Source organism: Paenibacillus polysaccharolyticus (genome assembly GCF_900102085.1).
GTDB lineage: Bacteria > Bacillota > Bacilli > Paenibacillales > Paenibacillaceae > Paenibacillus > Paenibacillus polysaccharolyticus.
Genome location: NZ_FMVM01000017.1, coordinates 162103 through 183447, shown reverse-complemented (window position 1 = coordinate 183447; position 21345 = coordinate 162103). Strand labels below are relative to the sequence as shown.

Genomic DNA, 21345 nt, shown 5'->3' with positions numbered 1-21345 from the left:
CATAACAAAGATACCTCAGCACGTCATCCGAGCTAAGGTATCCAAACGAATCATTTTTGTTTTTTTAAAGTGTCTACTTGACGGGGAGCAGTTCATAACACGATAAAGTGGCTTTTGCTTTATTAATTTCTATTGATATTGTTATCCAACATATCGTTTAATCTGCAACCGTTGTTGTACCGTAATTCGGACGGATCGCTGCGGGGAAATAACCGATCTGAACTGCATAGTCCAGCATGGTATGAATGAAACGCTCATCGGTCTTGGCGCAGAAGATTCCAGCTGGTTCAACGTAAGCCGTTGTTACCGGCGATGCATAGGCATATGCTGAATCCTTTGCTCCGTCACCTTCCAACTGAGCGATCGCAAGTTGCAGAGCTTCCGGCTCTTTGGCAATGGTTGTATCAAACAGCCAGTGTTGATAGTCTTCAAACGGCATCGTTTCGACATCGTAACCTGCACGCTTCACGGCTTCTACTAAGGCATCATACCGGATCGGCTCCGGATTACAGATGTGGAACACACGTCCAGCCGTATCCTGACGTAAGGCCAGATGTACGATTGCTTCGCTGGCATAATTGATCGGGGTAAAGTCCATCAGCCAGTCCGCGGCAGGGGCTTTGCCCAGCAATAACATGGCCTTGATCATGCGGTAGATCGCATTGCTATCGATATTGGTCTGAAAACGACCCGTACGAGAATCACATGTCAGGTTGCCTGCACGGTAGATACTGACTGGCACGCCTTCTTCTGCGGCGGTCATGAGTACTTTCTCCGCTTCGAGCTTACTGTCGGAGTAAACATTGTCCACATGTAATTCTTCCGGGAAACGGTCATATTGCAATGTCGATTCCCATTGTCCACTGAGGGCCAGATCTTCGGGTATGCCCATCGTTGATATGTGATGGAACGAAGCCCCTTTTTTGTTACGTATCAGGTCTAACAGAGCAACTGTGCCCTCGACATTGGTTTTAGCGAACTGCGCCGCCTCCCCGAAATGACGAACATCAGCCGCGCAGTGAATGATACGGTCAATCCTTGATTCAAGCAACGATTGTTGCTCAGCGGCAAGACCCAGGTTCTTTTCCTCCAAATTCCCCTCAACAATCACAACACGATCTTCAAGCTGGTCAGCAAGTTGTTTGCCGAAATAACCCTGCATCACTTTGCTTAAACGTGCCATTGCTGTCGTGCCATCGCTTGGGCGACGAACAAGCGCGTAGATCCGTGCCGAAGACGTCACAATTAACTGTTGTAGTACATGTGAGCCCAGATAACCGGTCGCACCCGTCAATAGCACATGCTCAGGCTGAAGAATGTTCGGATATCCAAGCTGTGGAGACAGTTCCACCGGATGTTCGGAAAGCTGCGTGATGATGCCATTTGCAGTGGTTGTCCGTTTCGCTGGTTCACGTTGCTCCGTTAAAAGTATGGCTCGGCGAGCAAGAGCACGAATTGTTTTTTCTGCAAAGAAATCAGCGATTTTCAGTTGCGGATAATGTGGTTTCAGAAGAACCAGTACATGGATGACTCGCAGGGAGTCGCCACCAATACTGAAGAAACTGTCTTCGACACCAAATTCTTCGTGTTGTAAAATCTTCTTCCAAGCATGAAAGAGTATAGATTCCGTTTCTGTCTCAGGCATCACGCGGTCTGGCTGATCGGTATGACGTTCAGCATGTGGCATGGACACCATGGCCTTGCGGTTGATTTTCCCTGTTGGTGCAATAGGCATCTCATCCAGCTGGCAAATCCATTTGGGTACGAAGTACGATGGAAGTTTCTCTGAAAGTGTTGCTTTGATATCCGTTACGGAAAGGGTGCTTCCATCTTTGGACGTAAAGTAACCCACGAGCATGTTTTGGCCGTCCGCTTCCTTCTTTGCAATAACGGCAACATCCTGGATCTGTTCCAGTCTGGCGAGATGATCTTCGATTTCACCGATTTCGATTCGGTGACCCCGAATTTTCAGCTGAGAGTCGCTGCGTCCCACATATTCCAGTAATCCGGTATCCAACATTTTGGCAATATCCCCGGACTTGTAGATTTTCTCACCAATCGCAAACGGATTATCAATAAAGGATTGCTCTGTGCGCTCCGGCAGGTTCAAGTACCCTTTGGCAAGTGCAGGAGTTGCGATATACACTTCGCCTGGTACGCCTACAGGGCATAGCTGGTGCTCTTCGTTGACAATGTATACTTTGTAATTATGAATAGGTCTGCCAATCGGAATATTAACAACGTGTCCCGGGACCTGTTCACTAATCCGGTGTGTCGTGGTGGCCACGGTGCATTCTGTTGGCCCATATACATTAACGATGTCAATCTGATTGCCAAATTTGCGTTGGAAAGCCCGAACCTGCTCCCCGTAGAGAGCTTCCCCAGCTACGGTGATGATACGTACTTTTTCCAGTTTATGAAAGCCTTCATCTGACAGATAAGAGGCCAGTTGATTAAAGAAAATCGTTGGCAATATCGTAATAATGGTCGTCCCTGTTCTTTGGATTGCACTTGCAAACTCTTCAATAGATACTCGTTCTTCCGCCGATAACAGATAAAGCTCGGCTCCATAGAACAGAGCACCGATCGTATCCCATACGGATGCATCGAAGCTGTATGTGGCAAACTGCGTTAATACATCGCCAGGTTGAATGTCGCAGTCACGCTGTACAACACTGCCCAGATTGGTGACACCCCGGTGAGCGATCAGTGCGCCTTTCGGTCTGCCAGTAGAGCCTGAAGTATAGATGACGTAAGCGAGATCATCAGGTTTGATATCCAGGTTGGGATTGCTGGCAGCAAATCCTGCAAGTCGTCCGTCCACGGAAAGAATGTGACGTACCGTAGAAATGCCGGAAAACAATGCTTTAGCTTGATCGAACGAAGCTTCTGTTGTCAGTACAAACGGAGAAGCTGTATCTTCGACAATGTAACTGTTCCGTTCTTGCGGATGTTCGGGATCAATCGGCACGTAGGCACCGCCTGCTTTAAGAACACCGAGCAACGAGATAATCGTATCCAGGCTGCGATCCATAAAAATACTGACAAATTCACCTTGCTTTAATCCGTTGGATATTAACACGCGAGCAACCTGATTCGCGCGTTCATTTAATTCCCGGTACGTATAACTCGCTGAAAGTGAGGTAATCGCCGGAGAATTCGGGTATGCCGCAGCGACGGCTTCAAACCAGCCATGGATGGTCGGATGCGCTGGCTCAAGTACCGCGGTGTCATTCATTTCCCGATAGAGCAATCGGTCTGAAGCAGTCAGAATGTCTACTGCACCGATTGCTTTGTGATCATCACGCAAGAGAGCGAGAAGTAGTGTTTGAAAATACTCCGCATATCGCAATATCGTTGATTCTTGTAACAACGAACGGTCATAAAACAGATCGAGAATCATCTCGTTCTGATCATAACGAACGTTCCAATTCATCACCTGAGGTGCCTGAGGCAACTGGACACTGTTTAGCATAAACAGTGTCTCAGGATATCCTCCGGTTTGTTGTGTATAAGGAATCTGAAGTTGCCGTGTAATCTGTTCGAATAATTCACTGAACGTTGTCTTTCCCTGAAGCTCTAATGAAAGATAAGAAGCTGCCTGATCCGGAGCAAGTACTCCAATCGCGAGCTCCTCTTCAGCAGACAATCGGAATAACAAGGCTGCATAAGCTGAAAGGAATGCAGGGTACACCATCTGTTCCCCAAACTTCTGATTAAGTTCACGACTCAATGACGCTTTCAATGTAATATGAGTAGACTCATAAGAGAATGTTTGCTGGCGACGTCCATAATCCAATGGAATCTGAAGAACAGGCAAGCCAGATTCCACGGAGTGGGAGAAAGATTGGTTTTCAATCACTTCAGGTATCCTCCTTGGTTGAAACCGAGTGTTATTTATTTTTTTATTGTTGCTTGCTTACATTGAAATGAGAAATCAATTCCTGTAGCTCTTCAGACATATCATTGAGTCGAGTGGAGGAGTCTACCAGCGTAATCAGAGAAGCCTTTTGCTCGTCTACAGATACAGAGATCTTTTCACTGCTATCAGCTGTCTTGCTTACACTTGCAGACAAGTCATCCGCTGTTGCGGTCATCTCTTCTGTGCCTGCTGAAATTTCCTGGGTTGCACTTGAAACTTCCTGGATTTGGTGGGATACCTTTTTCGCTGCTTCCAGGATTTCATCAAATAATTGACCGGTTTGATCCGCTACGGAGAGACCTGTATCTACTTCAGAAGTACCTTGTTCCATGGCTTGTACAGCTTGTTTAATACCGGCCTGAATCTCTTGAATCAATACGCCAACCTGACTGGTTGCCTGTTCGGACTGTTCGGCGAGCTTACGTACTTCGCCAGCAACTACCGCAAAACCTCTTCCTTCTTCACCTACACGAGCCGCTTCAATGGATGCATTAAGAGCAAGCAGATTAGTTTGGCTTGAGATCCCCGAGATTATGTTCAGAATATCACCGATTTCCTGTGAACGGCTCTCCAGCACTTCGATCGCTGAAGCTGTATTTTTCACAGATTGCGTAATCAGGTTCATTTGCTCGGATACCTGACGAACTACAGTATTACCTTGTTGTGAACGACGCTCCATCTCATAGGCTTCGTCCGCAACACTTGCGGAACTACTCGCAATGGTCTGGATTACGGTAGCCATCTCGGACATTGCGCGTGCACTATCACGGGTAGCCTGTTCTTGTGAACGGATGTTTGTACTAATATGAGTAACGTTATTGTTAATGGAGTCTGCATTTTCACTGTTGCGCTCAGAGACTTCATAGAGTTCCTTCGCAGACTGGTTTACTTCCTGGGAGGTCATTTGCACTTTAACGATCGTGTCGTTGATACGGCGTACCATGACATTGAATTTTTCGTTTACAAGTCCCAGATCGTCTTTGCCTGTCGGGATGTTGACATCCAGATTACCTCTGCTGACTTCATCGATGCCTTTGATCAGATGACGAATCGGAGAGAGGGTATTTTTCACGACAAGATATTGAATAATGAGGAACAGAAGCAAGAACGCTACCAGAATAATAACTCCATTTAATAACAAGGAATTCAGACCTTTTGGAACTGCGCTGGCATCCGCATCCACAGCGAAGTATGCAAAAATTTTGCCGTTGCTGTCTTTGATCGGATAAGCAATGGTCGTCCAGGTTCCGAAGTCATCGGAATAAAAGGTGGTGAACGTTGGACGATCGGTATTTAGCATCTCTTTCAGAGCATTGGCTACAACGACAGGTTGTTCGTACATATCGCCAATATTTACATTGTCGCTCTGAAAAGCCTCTCTCAGGTTTGTTGGCATCGCAACAAGGGAAGTTAACCGTTTGTTGTCGCCGCCAAGCTCCACACCGAAGATATAGGCTTGTGCAATGTTAGGATAATATTTTTGCATTTCGTCGAAATAAGCTCTTAGTTTCGTCTGAGCAGTACCTTCGTAGCTGCGCTCTGTAATTGCAGTTTGTACATCTGCCGCATTGATATCTTGAGCCCACTTTTTCGTAATCTGCGCTACTTGTCCATGCAGCTGATCAACCAGAATCGTTCTTTGGAAGTAATAACTGCTTGCAATCAGAGCCACGCCAATAATGATGATGTTGGTAAATGAGAGCAATAGGTTCTTAGAGAAAAACGACATGTTTTTCCAACTCAATGATTTCACTAAACTCCACTCCTGATCTTCTGTAAATTAAAAATCTGTAAGATGCGCTTTTGGAGCAAAAAGTTACTTCATTCTGTCATCTCCTTCTAAAGGGAAAGTGCGACAATGGTCTTGGTTTTCTTAGTCACTATGCAAGACTTATGTACCTTTTGGAACCAGTGTGTCTAATTATTAAAACACATCTATATCTATTATGTCGTGTAAAATGTCGTTAATTTGAATAGTTTTGTTAAAACTTTTTTAATATTTTACGTATTTATGGACATATCTTTCTTTTTATAGGTAATTAGTACTGTTTATTTTTAAAAATTGCCATTTTTTAGTTTCATTCTGTATTCTATAACATAGCGGGAAAAATTACACCATTTATCATCAGAAAGCCGATCTTAATCTGTTCAGGAAGCTTGGATATACATCGGATGAGGTTTTATCTATAATAACTACATAATGGTTTATACAAATTAATGAGCAGGCGGGGGTTAAATAATGAATCTGAAGCAGATTGCAGCAGAACATGCGGCAGCGTTCGTTGAAGATGGAATGAAAGTTGGTTTGGGCACAGGCTCAACCGCATATTATGCGATATGTCGAATTGGGGAGCGGGTTCGGGAAGGTCTGAACATTCAGGCAGTAGCTACCTCAGAGGCTTCAGACAAGCTGGCAAGAGAATGGGGTATTCCGATTATTCCTTTTGACCAGATTGGACGACTAGATCTGACGATTGACGGGGCGGATGAAGTGGATCCGGATTTTAACCTGATCAAAGGCGGTGGCGGAGCTCTATTGCGTGAAAAAATAGTGGCAGCAAATAGCGATAAGCTGATCATTGTTGCTGACGGTAGCAAGGCTGTACAAAAACTGGGGAAATTCCCTTTACCGGTCGAGGTTGTACCCTTTGCATCGGAATGGACTTTTCAGGCGCTTGAGAACATGGGATGTCAGCCAGAGTGGCGGATGGATGGGCAAAAACAATACCTTACGGATAACGGAAATCTGATTGCAGACTGCCATCTGGGGGCCATTGCCGATGCTTCCGAACTTAACGTACAACTGAATATGTTACCAGGTGTCGTGGATAATGGACTATTTGTGAAGATGGCGGACGTTGTGATCATTGCCAAAGAAGACGGCAGTATCGACGAACTTCACCGTCCGTAACGAATTTGACGGAAAGTTGGTGTCATGATCTAGAATGAGAGAATTTCCCCTTAGAGATGATGAGCTTGTTCTTCGAATCGTGGAGCAAGATGATCTTACTGAACTATATGAGCTGATTTATAAGGATGACAATCCCGAATGGAAAAAGTGGGATGCACCTTATTATCCGCTGGAGCATGAGCCATACGAGCGTTTTGTGCAGCATACACTTGCACGATTGGAAGCAGATCAAAAAGCAGGGCGGCCAGCATCCCTTCGAATCATTGAGGCAGACGGAGAAATCGTTGGAATGATCAGTTATTATATTGAAGATCCGTTATCGATGTGGCTTGAGATGGGAATTATCATCTACAAACCTTCTCGATGGGGGAGGGGGATCGGTACACGTTCACTTTATATGTGGTCAGGTCATTTATTTGAAAATCTGCCCATCGTGAGGGTTGGACTGACTACGTGGTCTGGTAATGAGCGAATGATGCAGGCTGCAACAAAGATCGGACTGCAAATCGAGGGGCGGATGCGGAAGTGCCGGCTCGTTCTTGGAGAGTATTATGATTCAATTCGGATGGGCATGCTCCGCGAGGAGTGGGAGCAGAAGTTATCCGGTGAAACGGACGGAAATGTATATAACTGATGGAGGATTATAGAAATGCTGAAAACGGAGGATAACCGGGAGTTGTCATTGCAATTGTTTGTGGTTCTTATTCGCGCATACAATTCAGTGACATCACGTTCCAATCGGGACATCCAAAGCCATGGACTCAATTCCACAGAATTCGGAGTACTTGACTTGTTATATCATAAAGGACCACAGGCTTTGCAAAAGATCGGTGAAAAAGTATTGATGTCTAGTGGCAATATTACGTATGTTGTTGACAAGTTACAAAACAAGAATTTGCTTTTTCGGCGTCCCTCCAAGGAGGATCGCCGGGTTATATATGCGGAATTGACGGAAGAAGGGAAACAGTTATTCACGCAAATATTTCCAAAGCATCATCAAGTCATTATTGACATTCTGGAGGGGCTTGAACCATCCGAAAAAGTTGAGGCGATACGCCTACTGAAGAAACTAGGGCTTGCTGCAGAAGGCAAAACGGACCTGCGTATATAACGTGGATCCGTTTTTTTGTGTCTTCAACATACCTCGGATACTGGCTATATGGCTTGCGTATATCTACATAATATAGGAAGATTGTTTTATATCATCGAAATGATATAGAACTCTTCATGTATACTAGATTAGTAGAGTTTCCTAAACGGAATGATATACATGATATAGATTTATGCGGCACAGGATGCAGGGCAAAGGAGGAATGCGTCGATGAGTCATCGGGAGGCCGGAGAACGTTTACTTCAAGATGCAGAAATCTTGGCTGAGAAAATAACCGAAATGCAGTATCGGTTGCAGCCCGACTTAATGGAACGTTTCGGTCCAATTGGAAAAATAAGAACCAAGCAGGACTCACAGTACAGTCTGAGCTATCTGGCAGAAAGTGTGCTTGTGAAAAGTCCCGGTTTGTTCACTCACTATATATCGTGGTTAAAAGTTCTGCTTGCCGGCTATCAGGTATCTGCGGAAGATCTGGAAATGAATCTTGAGTTGATTAAAGAGGCGTTAAATGAAGAAATCGAACAACCTCACCGTGAGTTTCTGTTGGAATATCTGGAGATGGGGATCGATGTAATGAAGCATATGGATACCCAGGCCAGCTTTATTCATGCATCCATGCCCTACGGGCTCGAAGCAAAGACGTATTTGCAACATTTGCTAGATAATAAACGCAAGGAAGCTTTCGAAATTGTAGAGTCAGAACTGAATGATGGTGCAACGATCCGCGATATGTATCGCTACATTTTTCAGCCTGTTCAATACGAGATCGGCCGGTTATGGCAACGGGGACAGATTAGTGTTGGTCAGGAACACTTTTGCACAGCAGCAACACAATCATTTATTTCTCGTTTGTACTCCAGATGGCTGATTGGACCGAATAAGGGAAAAAAACTGGTTGCAGCCTGTGTGGGGAGTGAACAGCACGAGATTGGGCTACGCATGCTTACAGATGTATTCGAAATGGAAGGCTGGGATACGTATTATCTTGGAGCCAATGTTCCAAATGGAAGCATTGTGGAAGCAATCAAGCGACATGAGAGTGATGTAATAGCGATTTCGGTGACGATGACTTATCATCTTCATCTGGCTAAAGAGTTGATTGAACGTATTCGCAACCATGCAGAAACGGCTCATGTCAAAGTGATGGTTGGCGGTTATCCGTTTAATATAGACAAAGAATTATGGCGAACAGTCGGTGCTGATGGTTATGCACCTGGAGCAGAAGAGGCTGTTGCTATCGCTGAGCGTCTGCTTAATCATCCGGTGTCGCTTGACAATGTAAGTACGGCAAGTGAATAGGAAAGGGATGAAGGGATGCCGAGTGACAATGAAGAGATACAGAGACTGCGTAAAACGATTGAGCAGTTATCTGACCAACTGATTCGAAGCAAGGAGCAAGAGGAACGCACTCTTTCAGCATTTTCTGATATGAATAATGAGCTTGTGACGCTTCAGCGGCAACTTTCCAAGAACAATGCGGGTCTTGAGTCAGCACGTCAGAAGGCTGTAGCATCTGACGAATCCAAAAGTGCTTTTATGGCGGTCATCAGCCACGACTTTCGGACACCGTTAAACGGAATATTGGGGATGGCTGAGTTGTTAACGTACTCGCCTTTATCGGAGGAGCAGAAGGATTCAGTCATTGTTATCCAGGAGGCAGCCAAGCTTTTGCTTAAATTAATTCAGGATCTTCTGGATTTTTCCAAGCTTGAAGCAGGTCAATTGCGTCTTGAACAAGGAGAGGTAAAGCTCCAAGAGATTATGGATTACATCTTGCGTCTGCTTAAGCCCCAGATTGATAAGAAAAGAAATCGCATGATCATGGATTGTGACCCAGAAGTCGCCGCCGTGCTTGAAGGAGATTCTACCCGAATTACACAAATACTGATTAACCTGATTCAGAACGCAAACAAATTCACTACCGATGGATCTGTTAAGGTGGAAGTTAAGCTTGTAAGGCAGCAGGCACGCACTCAGCTTGTACGCTTCGAGGTGCATGATACGGGAATTGGTATTTCAGAAGAAGATCAGATAAGTTTGTTCGAACCCTATATGCAGACAGAGCAGGGACGTTCGAAAGAGTATGAGGGTACAGGTCTTGGTTTATCGATCTGCAAGTCACTTGTTCAATTAATGAACGGAGAGATCGGAATCAGGAGTAAGGAAGGGGAAGGTTCCATTTTCTGGTTTGAGCTTGAACTTGGGCTGCACATGGTGGAAAGCAAAGAGAGTGCCCAGTTAACGGTAGCTGACGAAACTTCGGATCTTACAAATGATGCCAAAAACGATGTTGGCGATGCGACGAAGAACAGCTCTAAGGATGCACCTGAGCAAGATGCTCGCACCTTGCCCATTCTACTGGCTGATGATAATGTTATTAACCGTCAGCTTGTTCAACTGCAACTCAAAAAGCTGGGTTTTACTGAACTCGAATGTGTATCCAGTGGGGAAGAGGCTGTGAATGCGTTTCGTGATAAAACATATAGTCTGATTTTGATGGATAGTATGATGCCCGTTCTGGACGGGATTGAAGCTGCACGCCAGATCCGTGCAATAGAGCAGGATGAGATGCGTCCAGCTACGCCGATTATTGCAATGACAGGCAATGTAATGCAAAGTGAGAAGGACAAGTGTTATGAGGCTGGAATGAATGACTTTATCGGTAAGCCATTTACCTTAGAGGTGCTCGATACGACCATTCGGAAGTGGCACTCGGCATCGAAACCTGTACAGATTCTGAATATGGACGTTGTCCGTGAGATTGCTGAATTAAATACGGATGGGAGCCAAACGTTGCTCAGTATGTTGCTGGAGATGTACCGGGCGGAGACGCCAGGTAAAATTGAGGACTTGCGCAGACATGTTGTTTCAGCCGATCATAAGGCGGCGGCCGAGACTGCCCATGACTTGAAATCAGGAAGTCTAAGCCTCGGAATTAGTTATCTCTCAACGTTGTTCAGCCAGATTGAGAAATACGCGAAACAGGAACTAACCCATCAAGCAGAACCACTGCTTGATAAGCTACTTCCCGCGTACCAGGCTGCTTGCGGAGCGCTGCAGCAGGCTAATAAAAGTTGAAGCATGCTAGGTTATGACGGCATTATAATTGATTTAAATATGGAGTCGCTTTAACTCATAGACTGAAATGGAGGATTTTTTACATGATATTTTACGGGCTGGCGGCTCTCATCATCATCATCATAGCTCTGCTGTGGGTTGGAGGACTTTATTTCTTCAAGACAGCGATTCGGCGTACGCCGAAAACATTTTTGGCGGATAATCCGAATCTTAAAACGGAAGTGGAAGATGAACTGATCAGTACTGTTGGTGATTTACAATGGCTTGATGCTCAGGATACCAAGACGGTGACCATCCAGTCTCAAGATGGATTGAGACTCTCTGGCATCTGGCTTCCTTCAAAGAACAAGTCTGCAAAGACAGTTATTCTGGCTCATGGCTACTCGGGGAAAGGCAGAGAAATGGCGGGCTTCGCCCGATTTTACGCTGAAACCCTGGGTTATCACGTATTAATGCCGGATGATCGCGGACATGGTCAGAGTGAAGGAGAGGTCATCGGATTTGGCTGGTTAGATCGGAAAGATTATGTTCAGTGGATCGGATGGGTGCTGGGACATGTAGGACTAAATACAGATATTGTTCTGCATGGCATATCGATGGGAGGTGCGACTGTGCTGATGACAGGCGGGGAAGAGCTGCCTGATCAGGTCAGAGCCATTGTATCGGACTGTGCCTATACATCGGTTGAGGAAGAACTGACATTCCAATTGAAACAGTTGTACAAGCTACCGCCTTTTCCGTTCATTCCGGTGACCAGCTTGATTACAAGATGGAAGGCCGGATACTCATTTAAAGAAGCATCTGCACTGAAGCAACTCGCCAAAGTTAACGTACCGGTGCTCTTCATCCATGGTGAGGCGGACCTGTTTGTACCAACGGAAATGGTGTATCGCTTGTACGAAGTGTGTAAGTCAGAGAAGGAACTGCTGACGATTCCTCGTGCAGGTCACGGAACGGCCTTTCAGGTTGATCGCGAGAAATATAAAGCGGTGCTGGGAGCTTTTTTGCAGAAACATATGCCACTTTGAGACCGGTTCACCGATGGAGGGAGATAGATATGCCACGTTTTTCAAGAGAATGCTCGTATTGTCATCAACCTATGGGAGAAGATGAATTCAAATGTAAGTCGTGCGGCAATATGGTAACGACCAAAACGGCCAAGCCAGATCAGCCATATATGTCGGAGTATGAAGAATCGACATTGGATCGTTATTCTATGGTGCTGCTCGTGATCATGACGATATTTTTTGCGCCCATTGCGATGACCATTGGTGGAATACTGTTGTTTAATGACTATGCCAGTAAACGGGATGCGGGGAAAATACTTGTCACGGCCAGTTTAATTATGATAGTAATTTATATGATTCTTTTCTTCGTTTTTAGGTGAACGTTACTGTAAAGGTCTAAATCCATTGCAGGAGGTAACTAAATGCGGGAAGAACAATTTGAGGCTGCTCGTCAAGCCGAAGCGGGATATCATTCTAACTTTTATAAAAACAATGAATTGTTTGAAGACGGAACATGGATGTCCAGACCCATGCCTATGGTGATGGAGATGTTGGAACGTTTGCTTGTTCATAAACAGGAATTACGTGTACTTGACCTGGGATGTGGTGTGGGCAGACATACGATTCCGATTGCACAACGTCTGGCAGATACAAACAGCGAGGTTATTGGCGTGGATCTGTTGGATGAAGCGGTAGACGGACTTCGCAAGTATGCGAAACAGTATGAGGTGGATCACATCGTTCAGGCCGAAAAAGCAGATGTTGAGCATTACCGGATTCAACCGAAAGCATTTGACTTTATTGCGGCCTGTTCCTGTCTGGAACACACATCTAGCAAAGAGGCTTTTCTTGAAACAGTGGAACGATTAAAAGAGGGAACCCGGCTCGGAGGTATCCATTGTATTATGATGAGTACCAGTGTGGAAGAAAAAGAAATCCAGACAGGCCGTCAGATTGAGCCATTGATTGAATTGAACCTGCCGACATCCGAAGTCATGGCTTTACTGGAACAGGCCTACGAGGGCTGGAACATTTTGTTTCAGGAGCATGTAACCCAGACGATCCAAGAAGAGAAGTATGATGAACCGACAGAGTTTCGTTGCGAGTTGCTTCGGTTTGCTGTGCAGAAAGACTAAGTACTTATATTGGAGGAATTGTTTTGTTGAAAAATTTGAAGCCACGATTGCAGGAGCCGGAAGTCCAGGAGCTGCTCTCTTACGCTGTCTTTCCTGACCCTGATCAGGTCAATCAGGCGGTACAGCAGTATGTGACACAGAGTAACCTGTTTCTGACAGGATATGAGGATGAAGGACAGTTGGTTGGCCTAATTGGCTATGAACATACGGGAGCGAACGAAATTACCATTCGCCACATTGCAGTTCTGCCCGAGAACCGTTTCAAAAATTACGGGCGGGGCATGATTTCACAGCTTCTTGCAGAGTACAATCCAGATACTTTGATTGCGGAAACGGACCAGGAAGCGGTGGAGTTTTACCGAAACACGGGATTTGTCGTCTATAGTCTCGGTGAACTGTATCCAGGCGTGGAGAGATTCCGCTGTGTGCTTGAGAAAGAGGACGATGAGCAGGAAGCCTAGCAAGGGATGTACTTTAAAACGTTTTGCGTATAATCATATACGATTAAATCAGATAGGATATTTGGCTTGGCAAAAGTGCTGAGCCAGATGTCCTGTTTTTTTGTTTAAGGAGTAGGAAAAAAGTATTGCTTCTCAACATAGTTTCATTATAGAATAGTTTTACTGATGAATAGTTCGTTATGTGAACTAGTTTTGAAAGGAGAAAAATATATGAACATCCCAGATGCCAAAAGTTTGGTGAATCGTTATCTGGATGCATCTTTCCTGGTTAACAAGCGATTTGATACCCAGATACGGGAAAAGGTAGGGCAAACGGTCACAACGGATCAGTTTTGTGCACTGCGCCTCATACATGAAAAGCCTGCCTGCACCCCGTCGGATCTTGCGGAGCTCCTGTGTGTGGGCAAGAGTAGCATTACGGCTCTGGTCAACAAGCTGGCTGACCGGAATCTGGTGCATCGTGCAGGGGATGAACGTGATCGTCGTGTTATCTATCTGACTCTGACCGAGGCTGGTCTTCAGATTTACAAGGAGACTGAGCTGGAAATTCAGAAGGTTCTTGAACCTTACTTGAAACATTTTACACCAGAAGCGGTCCAGAACTTTATTGAATCTTTTGAGAAGCTTGCAGCGTTACTAACACAAGAAGAAGGGCTGGAGAAGTAATGAGAGCGATATTAAAAGGACGCTGGTGGATCATGGGGCTGTGGATTGTCGCCGCAGCTGTATTGATGTTTACCGCGCCAAACATGAGTGAATTAATTCGTGAAAAAGGACAGTTTTCCGTGCCGGAGGGGTACTCTTCCACAAACGCAGCGGCAATTTTGAATGAAGCCGCAGCCCAAAATGGAGAACAAAAAGGAACTTCTATTGCACTGGTGTTTTATAATCCAGATGGTCTTGGCACAACAGGTAAACAAGAGGCAGAAAAGGCGGTTAAACTGCTTGAGGCCGATAAACAAAAACTCGGCATTTTGTCTGTTCTGGAACCATTCTCACAGCCAGAACTGTCAGACAAAATGATCTCGAAGGACGGTAAAACCATTCTGACTTCACTCTCCATTGAGATGGGTGACCGCACGGTAAAGGAAATGCGGAACGATCTGAATGATGCGCTGGAATCAGTAAATGTGGAGCATTATATTACAGGTAAAGGGTTAATTGATGAAGATACGATTGAGAGTTCTCAGGAAGGACTCAAGAAATCGGAATACATTACGGTTGTCTTTATTTTGCTTATTCTGTTCCTCGTGTTCCGCTCGTTCGTGGCACCATTTGTACCGCTGCTGACGGTGGGAATCAGCTATATCGTATCCCAACAGATTGTTGCGTTCCTGGTCGATGGGGTTAACTTCCCGCTCTCTACGTTCACACAGATCTTTATGGTTGCAGTTATGTTCGGGATCGGTACAGACTACTGCATTCTATTGATCAGCCGGTTCAAGGAAGAACTTGCGCACCATGAGAACACATGGGATGCCATTATAGCTACATATCGCACCGCAGGTAAAACAGTATTTTTCTCTGCTCTGGCAGTGCTGGTTGGATTCGTGGCCATCGGTTTCGCCCAGTTTATGTTGTACCGTTCTGCGGTCGCTGTCGCTGTAGGGATTGCCGTGATGATGCTGGCACTCGTGACGATTGTGCCGTTCTTTATGGCTGTACTGGGCAGAAAGTTATTCTGGCCATCCAAAGGATCGCTCGAACATGCCGAGAGCAAAATCTACGGTGCAGCAGGTAAATTCTCACTTAAACGTCCGTGGGCAGCTCTGTTGATAGTTGCCGCAGTTACGGTGCCTCTTTTGTCAACATATGACGGGAAATTATCATTCAACAGTCTGGATGAGATTGGTGACAAATACGATTCGGTCAAAGCTTTTAATATTATTTCAGATAGCTTCGGGCCAGGAGAATCCCTGCCGGGTCAGATCGTCATTCAGAATGACGAAACGATGGATAATGCCAAATATATGGCTGTGGCAGAGAAGATCAGCCGCGAAGTAGAGAAGGTTCCCGGTGTTGCGGGTGTTCGTAGTATGACACGTCCAACGGGGGATGAGATCAAAGATTTTGAAGTAACCAAACAGGTAGGTACACTATCGGATGGTCTGGGTGAGGGCAAGACAGGTCTGGATAAAATCAGCGATGGTCTTAGCAAAGCAAGTAATGAATTGAGCAAAAATGAACCACAGCTTAAAGAGGCAGCAAACGGAGCAGGTCAGCTAACCAAGGGAACAAGCCAGCTGCAATCCGGTATTACGCAGCTTAGCGACGGACTAAAGCGCATTGAAAAAGGGATTCGGGACGGATCGTCTGGTGCAGGGGATCTCAAAGCCGGACTTCAACAAGCCAAAACCAGTGCAGACCAGCTTGCCAAAGCGAATGATCAGTTGTTGCAAGCCTACCGTCAGGCAGGAGCAGGTGTTGCTGCACTGGGCGATGGAACGAAGGAACTGGAGCAGCAACTGACAGGTGTCTCAACAGCATTGACGAGTCTTACAGCATCTTTCTCTGCTCTGGAAGAGCGTTTCCCTGAGTTGCAGCAAGATGCTGACTATCAACGCATCAAAGGCACGATTGGTCAAACCGGTTCAGGCACTGCGCAGCTTGCGCAGGGACTTTCCCAAATTCAGACGAATCTGAGTTCAGCTGCGGCTGGAATCAATCAAGCCAATGAAGGTTTTGCTTCCGCAGCATCCGGACAGAAGGCTTTGGCCGATGGTCTGGGTCAGATTGTAGCAGGTATAGGTCAACTGGAGACAGGATTGAAACAGGCTGCCGATGGTCAGGGTAAAGTGATCAAAGAAATCCCTTCTATCCAGAATGGTCTGGGTCAGCTTCAGGGAGGGCAGGAGAAGATCCAGAAGGGCTTCTCGGATCTCAGTGGTCAATTAACACAATTGACAGATGGCTTGAATCAAAGTGTGGATGGAATCAAGAAGGTGTCGGGCGGTCTCGATTCCGCTCAGGATTATCTGACACAACTGCAAAATTCACCGGATTCCGATCTCGCAGGCTGGTACGTTCCTGAAGAAGCCTTGAATAACAAGGACTTCAAAAAGGTATTCGATACGTATCTGTCCAAGGATCGCAAGACGATGACACTGGATGTTATTTTTGCAGAGAATCCGTATGGTACAGAAGCGATTGACCGTGTGCCGGATATCGAAGCGGCAGTGCATCGTGCAATTCAGGGCAGTGCGCTTGAAAAAGCCGATGTTGCCGTAGGCGGTGTAACCAGCACGTTTGCCGATTTGCAGTCGATCTCGAACAAAGACTACACACGTACCGTTATGCTGATGCTCGCAGGAACATTTATCATCTTGGTAATCCTGCTTCGTTCCGTCATCATGCCGATTTATCTCATTATTTCACTTCTGCTTGCGTACTTCACATCGATGGCACTTACGGAAGTGGTCTTTGTGAATATCATGGGTTATGCCGGAATCAGTTGGGTTACGCCATTCTTTGGATTCGTTATGCTGATTGCGCTTGGCGTTGATTACAGCATTTTCCTTATGGATCGATTTAACGAAAACAAAGGAATGAGAGTACAGGATGCGATGTTATACGCGATGAAAAACATGGGAACCGTCATCTTGTCCGCTGCGGTCATTCTAAGCGGGACGTTTGCGGCGATGTATCCGTCCGGGGTACTCTCGATGATGCAAATCGCTACCGTTGTGCTTAGCGGTCTGATTCTGTATTCCCTGTTATTCCTGCCATTCTTCGTACCTGTAATGGTGAAGATGTTCGGGCGGGCGAATTGGTGGCCGTTCCGCAACAAGGAACAGTCGGAATCTTCCGAATCGAATCATACCGTTGGTATGTGATTCTCATTGATGTTGATATTTCATATGGAAGGGAAGCTCTGCCGCATCATGTGGTGGGGCTTTCTTTTTTATAATACTCATCATGGACACAAAGATTGGTGTTTGCCTAAGGACACTATCCCGCGCTTTGTCGAATCGATCTTCATAGGATATAGGGAGTTCATGAATGATCAGGGAGATCAGCAGAGAGAGGGGCGGCGGGATGGTATATCGTTATGTAGCTATAGGGGATTCCTTGACGGTAGGTACAGGAGCTTTGCTCGGAACCGGATTTGTTCCAATCTATCGCCGTATGGCGGAAATGAACCTTCGTACATTTGTATCTATGGACAATTTGGGTGTGAACGGACTAACATCGGCAGAACTTCAGCAGATGATTAACGGACATCCTCGGGTGCGTCAAGCGATACGTGAAGCAGATATGATTACGGTATCCATTGGTGGTAACGATCTGATCCGTACATTTAAAGCTAGCGGAGGTATTCCAAATGCCGGGAAAATGACACAAGTGCTTGGTGAAACACGTCATCATGTATCTCAGGTTATGCGACAAATTCGGCAGTTAAAAGGGGATCAGAAGTACTTTGTTCGTTCCATTGGATTGTACAACCCGTATCCACAATCAACCGAGGCTGCATACTGGGTGCGACAGTACAATTCTTATCTGAATGGTGCAGGTTCAGGTAACTATGCATGTGCTCAGGTGTACGACAAGTTTGAAGGACGTGAGCGAGAATTGCTTTTCTGGGACAGAGTCCATCCAAACGCAAGAGGGTACCGGATTATCGCGGAGCAGTTGAATCGAACGGGCTATGTTCCTTTTGCCTGAAGCCTGAAGAAAACTAGACCCGCCTTACAACTTCCGATATGATGAAAGAGTTCATTCAAATCATCGTAACAGAGGAGTTCAAATCGGTGTCTAACAAACAGCAAAATTCTCTTCTTCCAAAGGAAAAACAATTAATCTCTGAAGTGTTAGCCTTATACGGCTTCAGATCGGATTGGCAAGGTAAGCGCAGCAATGGAGGTATGAATAACTCTACTTTTGTACTTCACACCCGTGATGCAGACTATGTTATGAGACAATACGAAACACATAATGATCAAGCGAAAATAGCTTTTGAACATGGCGTGCTTATCGCACTGTCCAATACAGATTTTAAACTTCATTCGCCAACACCAGTCATTTCATTATCTAGTAGTAGCGGCAAGACAGCGGATCAAGAATCGAAGGAAAGTAACCATTCTAATGAGGAGAATAGGCAGACTTACCAGCTTGTACAAGATCATATCACGGGAACTTTTAAAGTCGTGGCTCTGTTTCGTTATTTGGAAGGCGTAAATCCGGTATGGGATTCCCCCGAGCAATTGCGTCCTTTGGGGCGGGCAGCGGGAAATCTCTCAACAGCTCTTGCCAAGCTCGAATTGGAACTTAAGCCGGTATATCCGCCATATTACCGGATCGACGAGGCTTATCCACTGTGTTCACCAGAACGTTTACTGGAAATGTGTGCTTCGCCACCGGAAACGCTGAAGGTTTGTGCCGAGGAGTTAGAGCAGTTGCTGGTTGAACTGCCAGGTTTGTTCAAAGCATTGCGTGGAATGGAGCAACTTCCGCATCAAATCGTGCATGGTGATGTGAACGCATCCAATGTGCTGGTAGACCCAGAAGGCAACATGAGTGCGATTCTTGATTTTGAGTTTGCCACCTGGGATCTGCGAGTCATGGAACTGGCTGTTCCGATGTCTGACATGCTGACCATGGACAAGAGCGAAGAATGGATGTGGCAGGCGCAGGCTAATCTGGTGCAGGGCTTTCGAGAAGAGGTTGAACTCACCGCTGACGAACTGAAAGCAATCCCGCAGCTGATTTTGCTGCGAAGTCTGGATGTGGTTATGCATTTTATCAGCCGGATGCTGGAAGGGACGGATAAACCAGAGGTGGCTACAGAGCAAATTGTGAAACTCAAACAGCGAATGGACTGGATGGGGCGGCATGAGAATCAATTACGTCAATTGTTAACGAATTAACATGCGTGGCAAATAAATAAGTGTGCTGGTTCTGCTACGGACAAAAGAGCAGAACCAGCACATTTATCTTTCTTTTATAGGATGCTTGCTGATATACGAAGGTAGTTCAATCTACAAAGCACGTTTGCGGAACCAACTGCGGACAGCCCAGCGCCGTTCCTGACGTTTTTTATATTTGGGCAAGGAACGATACACATTCAGGGATTGATCATATGCTTGTTTGGCATCTTCATTACGCCCTAGCGAACGGTATACCGAGCCAAGCAGATAAAAGGCTTCACTGGAGGAAGAATGGATTTCCTGAAACTGCTGCACATAATGAAGGGCTTTGTCACGATCCGTATCCTTGAAGGCTGTAGCCAGATTCAGATAAGGCTGTCCGTACTTGACTCTGGGGTTAATCTCAAGTGCATGCAAGATATGACGTTCGCCTTCCGAGATTTTGCCGAGATACAGTTCAGTTGTGCCCAAAGCTTCCCAGTACTCAGCAGACTGTTCGTAAGGGCGTTCCAGTTCAAGCAAAAAGGCATGTGCCTCACTGTAACGTTTGCGTTCAATGAGCAATCGGGCCAGTTCCAGCTTGGAAGATACTTCGTTAGGGTTCAGCGCTAGCTGTTGTTTCAACCTGGAAATGTTACGCAACCGTTTAAGGGGTTTGGTGAAGCTTGGAAATACGCCGACAAAACGACGATCCAGGAAATACAGGATGACGAGCAGAATCAGAATGGCGATGAACGGATTGCCAACGATCTGCCAGAGCAGGCCAAAAATAAGAAATTTAATAATCACAGGTTCAACTCCAGTAACAATATAATCGTGTTGCGCAAACCTTGAATATCATACCATATCCTCTCTTGGAATAATATGTGTGTGCATATCTCCGTTTCACATCCTAGCGATGTTGTACCATCGTTCTGCGATATGCGGCCGGTGTCGTACCCGTCAGTTTCTTGAACTGTCTGTAAAAATGAGGCAAACTATCAAATCCGCAAGCATCTGCGACAGCAGCCATCGTTTCATCCCCATTCAGAAGATGCTCCTTCGCCATAATAACTCTACGAGCGAGTACATAATCCGTTAGCGTCATTCCGGTGTAACGCTTGAATGCCCGGCTAAGATGAGCAGGAGATACGGCAGCTTGTTGTGCAAGTTCAGGTAAAGTCAATCGATTGCGCAGTTTAAGATCAATGTCAGACAGAATGGAGGACAGCCATGACGGAGTAGGTAGTGATGATGTAGCAAGGGCAGGACCGGTAGCTGAATCCAGACGTTCAAGGAAAATAAGCAAGAGCTGCAATCGGAGCAGTGCGGCGTGAGAACTCAGATGATGATCGGAACGGAACTCGGCATGAATATCATCAATGAAGGCAGACACTTGTGCCTGCTCGGCATGGTTTAGATGCCTTTTGTATATTCGCCGTTTACGACAGCGTTCAAATGGGTGTAGCAAGGAGGAGGACATGCCTCCGGCGGTTGAAGCCAGTAACCCCGGACTGAAGAACAGTGCAGAAGAGGTAACCGGATTACCTGCATCAGGCAATGCACGGTGCACGGTACTGCCTGGAATAAGAAATAAATCTCCCTCCTGCATATCTTCGAGACCTGCATCGATAAAAATACTTCCCTGTCCCCTATAGACATAGATAATTTCATGCCAGTCGTGCAGATGATCCGGTAATTCATTTTGTGGAGATTTCGTATCACTATAGACAAGGCGGAACGGTATGCCCGATTCGGTCTGAATGGTGGTGCGAACTGGTGAATGTTCCATTGGGACTCCTTTGGGAGACAAATGTCTCAGATAAGATGTCAATTCTGATCAAAAAACAGTATATTTAACGCAATATAAGCAATT

17 protein-coding genes are annotated in these 21345 nt (G+C 45.8%); 13 read left to right on the top strand and 4 right to left on the bottom strand.

Annotated elements, in window-relative coordinates; genetic code table 11:
- Positions 1–157: 157 nt before the first annotated feature.
- Positions 158–3862: a non-ribosomal peptide synthetase family protein gene (locus BLQ13_RS22645; protein WP_090923942.1), complete on the bottom strand. Its 3705-nt coding sequence runs from the start codon at positions 3860–3862 to the stop codon at positions 158–160.
- Positions 3863–3905: 43 nt separating this feature from the next.
- Positions 3906–5651 carry a methyl-accepting chemotaxis protein gene (locus BLQ13_RS22640; protein WP_090923961.1) on the bottom strand — a complete coding sequence of 582 codons (1746 nt, stop codon included), beginning with the start codon at positions 5649–5651 and terminating at the stop codon, positions 3906–3908.
- A gap of 510 nt (positions 5652–6161) precedes the next feature.
- Between BLQ13_RS22640 and rpiA the strand changes: the two genes are divergently transcribed.
- The 13 genes from rpiA to BLQ13_RS22575 all read left to right on the top strand — a co-directional run bounded on the left by rpiA (position 6162) and on the right by BLQ13_RS22575 (position 19490).
- Complete coding sequence (gene rpiA / locus BLQ13_RS22635) at positions 6162–6833, top strand: ribose-5-phosphate isomerase RpiA (protein ID WP_090923941.1); 672 nt, start codon at positions 6162–6164, stop codon at positions 6831–6833.
- A 34-nt stretch (positions 6834–6867) separates the two neighbouring features.
- Complete coding sequence (locus tag BLQ13_RS22630) at positions 6868–7467, top strand: GNAT family N-acetyltransferase (RefSeq protein WP_090923940.1); 600 nt, start codon at positions 6868–6870, stop codon at positions 7465–7467.
- A 15-nt stretch (positions 7468–7482) separates the two neighbouring features.
- On the top strand, positions 7483–7944 hold the full coding sequence (locus BLQ13_RS22625; protein WP_090923939.1) for a MarR family winged helix-turn-helix transcriptional regulator: 462 nt from the start codon (positions 7483–7485) through the stop codon (positions 7942–7944).
- Positions 7945–8154: 210 nt separating this feature from the next.
- Positions 8155–9243 carry a cobalamin B12-binding domain-containing protein gene (locus BLQ13_RS22620; RefSeq protein ID WP_090923938.1) on the top strand — a complete coding sequence of 363 codons (1089 nt, stop codon included), beginning with the start codon at positions 8155–8157 and terminating at the stop codon, positions 9241–9243.
- Positions 9244–9258: 15 nt separating this feature from the next.
- On the top strand, positions 9259–11022 hold the full coding sequence (locus tag BLQ13_RS22615) for an ATP-binding protein (RefSeq protein WP_090923937.1): 1764 nt from the start codon (positions 9259–9261) through the stop codon (positions 11020–11022).
- 83 nt (positions 11023–11105) lie between these two features.
- Positions 11106–12050, top strand: a complete 945-nt coding sequence (locus BLQ13_RS22610) for an alpha/beta hydrolase (protein ID WP_090923936.1) — start codon at positions 11106–11108, stop codon at positions 12048–12050.
- A 29-nt stretch (positions 12051–12079) separates the two neighbouring features.
- Positions 12080–12409, top strand: a complete 330-nt coding sequence (locus tag BLQ13_RS22605) for a hypothetical protein (RefSeq protein ID WP_090923935.1) — start codon at positions 12080–12082, stop codon at positions 12407–12409.
- A gap of 42 nt (positions 12410–12451) precedes the next feature.
- The gene (locus BLQ13_RS22600) at positions 12452–13165 is read left to right on the top strand and encodes a class I SAM-dependent methyltransferase (protein ID WP_090923934.1); all 714 of its coding nucleotides are present in this window, start codon (positions 12452–12454) and stop codon (positions 13163–13165) included.
- 23 nt (positions 13166–13188) lie between these two features.
- Entirely contained in the window at positions 13189–13626 is a 438-nt protein-coding gene (locus tag BLQ13_RS22595; RefSeq protein WP_090923933.1) for a GNAT family N-acetyltransferase, read from the top strand.
- A 210-nt stretch (positions 13627–13836) separates the two neighbouring features.
- Entirely contained in the window at positions 13837–14292 is a 456-nt protein-coding gene (locus tag BLQ13_RS22590; RefSeq protein WP_090923932.1) for a MarR family winged helix-turn-helix transcriptional regulator, read from the top strand.
- Positions 14292–17459, top strand: a complete 3168-nt coding sequence (locus BLQ13_RS22585; protein WP_090923931.1) for an MMPL family transporter — start codon at positions 14292–14294, stop codon at positions 17457–17459. The genes BLQ13_RS22590 and BLQ13_RS22585 overlap by 1 nt, the downstream gene beginning before the upstream one ends.
- Positions 17460–17625: 166 nt before the next feature.
- Positions 17626–18288 carry a GDSL-type esterase/lipase family protein gene (locus BLQ13_RS22580; RefSeq protein ID WP_244159419.1) on the top strand — a complete coding sequence of 221 codons (663 nt, stop codon included), beginning with the start codon at positions 17626–17628 and terminating at the stop codon, positions 18286–18288.
- A gap of 86 nt (positions 18289–18374) precedes the next feature.
- Entirely contained in the window at positions 18375–19490 is a 1116-nt protein-coding gene (locus tag BLQ13_RS22575; RefSeq protein ID WP_167375819.1) for a phosphotransferase enzyme family protein, read from the top strand.
- Between the two features lie 111 nt (positions 19491–19601).
- On the opposite strand, the gene BLQ13_RS22570 is transcribed toward BLQ13_RS22575, so the two are convergent.
- Both BLQ13_RS22570 and BLQ13_RS22565 read right to left on the bottom strand, forming a co-directional pair.
- The gene (locus tag BLQ13_RS22570; protein ID WP_186809553.1) at positions 19602–20279 is read right to left on the bottom strand and encodes a tetratricopeptide repeat protein; all 678 of its coding nucleotides are present in this window, start codon (positions 20277–20279) and stop codon (positions 19602–19604) included.
- A gap of 103 nt (positions 20280–20382) precedes the next feature.
- A complete protein-coding gene (locus BLQ13_RS22565; RefSeq protein ID WP_090923929.1) occupies positions 20383–21261 on the bottom strand; it encodes an AraC family transcriptional regulator in 879 nt (292 codons plus the stop codon).
- Positions 21262–21345 lie beyond the last annotated feature (84 nt).

Excerpts from the sequence above, each read along its gene's own strand:
- BLQ13_RS22580 (WP_244159419.1), top strand. The coding sequence starts at position 17,626 with ATGATCAGGGAGATCAGCAGAGAGAGGGGCGGCGGGATGGTATATCGT.
- rpiA (WP_090923941.1), top strand. The coding sequence starts at position 6,162 with ATGAATCTGAAGCAGATTGCAGCAGAACATGCGGCAGCGTTCGTTGAA.
- BLQ13_RS22640 (WP_090923961.1), bottom strand. The coding sequence starts at position 5,651 with ATGTCGTTTTTCTCTAAGAACCTATTGCTCTCATTTACCAACATCATC.
- BLQ13_RS22615 (WP_090923937.1), top strand. The coding sequence starts at position 9,259 with ATGCCGAGTGACAATGAAGAGATACAGAGACTGCGTAAAACGATTGAG.
- BLQ13_RS22610 (WP_090923936.1), top strand. The coding sequence starts at position 11,106 with ATGATATTTTACGGGCTGGCGGCTCTCATCATCATCATCATAGCTCTG.
- BLQ13_RS22630 (WP_090923940.1), top strand. The coding sequence starts at position 6,868 with ATGAGAGAATTTCCCCTTAGAGATGATGAGCTTGTTCTTCGAATCGTG.
- BLQ13_RS22585 (WP_090923931.1), top strand. The coding sequence starts at position 14,292 with ATGAGAGCGATATTAAAAGGACGCTGGTGGATCATGGGGCTGTGGATT.
- BLQ13_RS22590 (WP_090923932.1), top strand. The coding sequence starts at position 13,837 with ATGAACATCCCAGATGCCAAAAGTTTGGTGAATCGTTATCTGGATGCA.
- BLQ13_RS22565 (WP_090923929.1), bottom strand. The coding sequence starts at position 21,261 with ATGGAACATTCACCAGTTCGCACCACCATTCAGACCGAATCGGGCATA.
- BLQ13_RS22600 (WP_090923934.1), top strand. The coding sequence starts at position 12,452 with ATGCGGGAAGAACAATTTGAGGCTGCTCGTCAAGCCGAAGCGGGATAT.
- BLQ13_RS22620 (WP_090923938.1), top strand. The coding sequence starts at position 8,155 with ATGAGTCATCGGGAGGCCGGAGAACGTTTACTTCAAGATGCAGAAATC.
- BLQ13_RS22605 (WP_090923935.1), top strand. The coding sequence starts at position 12,080 with ATGCCACGTTTTTCAAGAGAATGCTCGTATTGTCATCAACCTATGGGA.
- BLQ13_RS22625 (WP_090923939.1), top strand. The coding sequence starts at position 7,483 with ATGCTGAAAACGGAGGATAACCGGGAGTTGTCATTGCAATTGTTTGTG.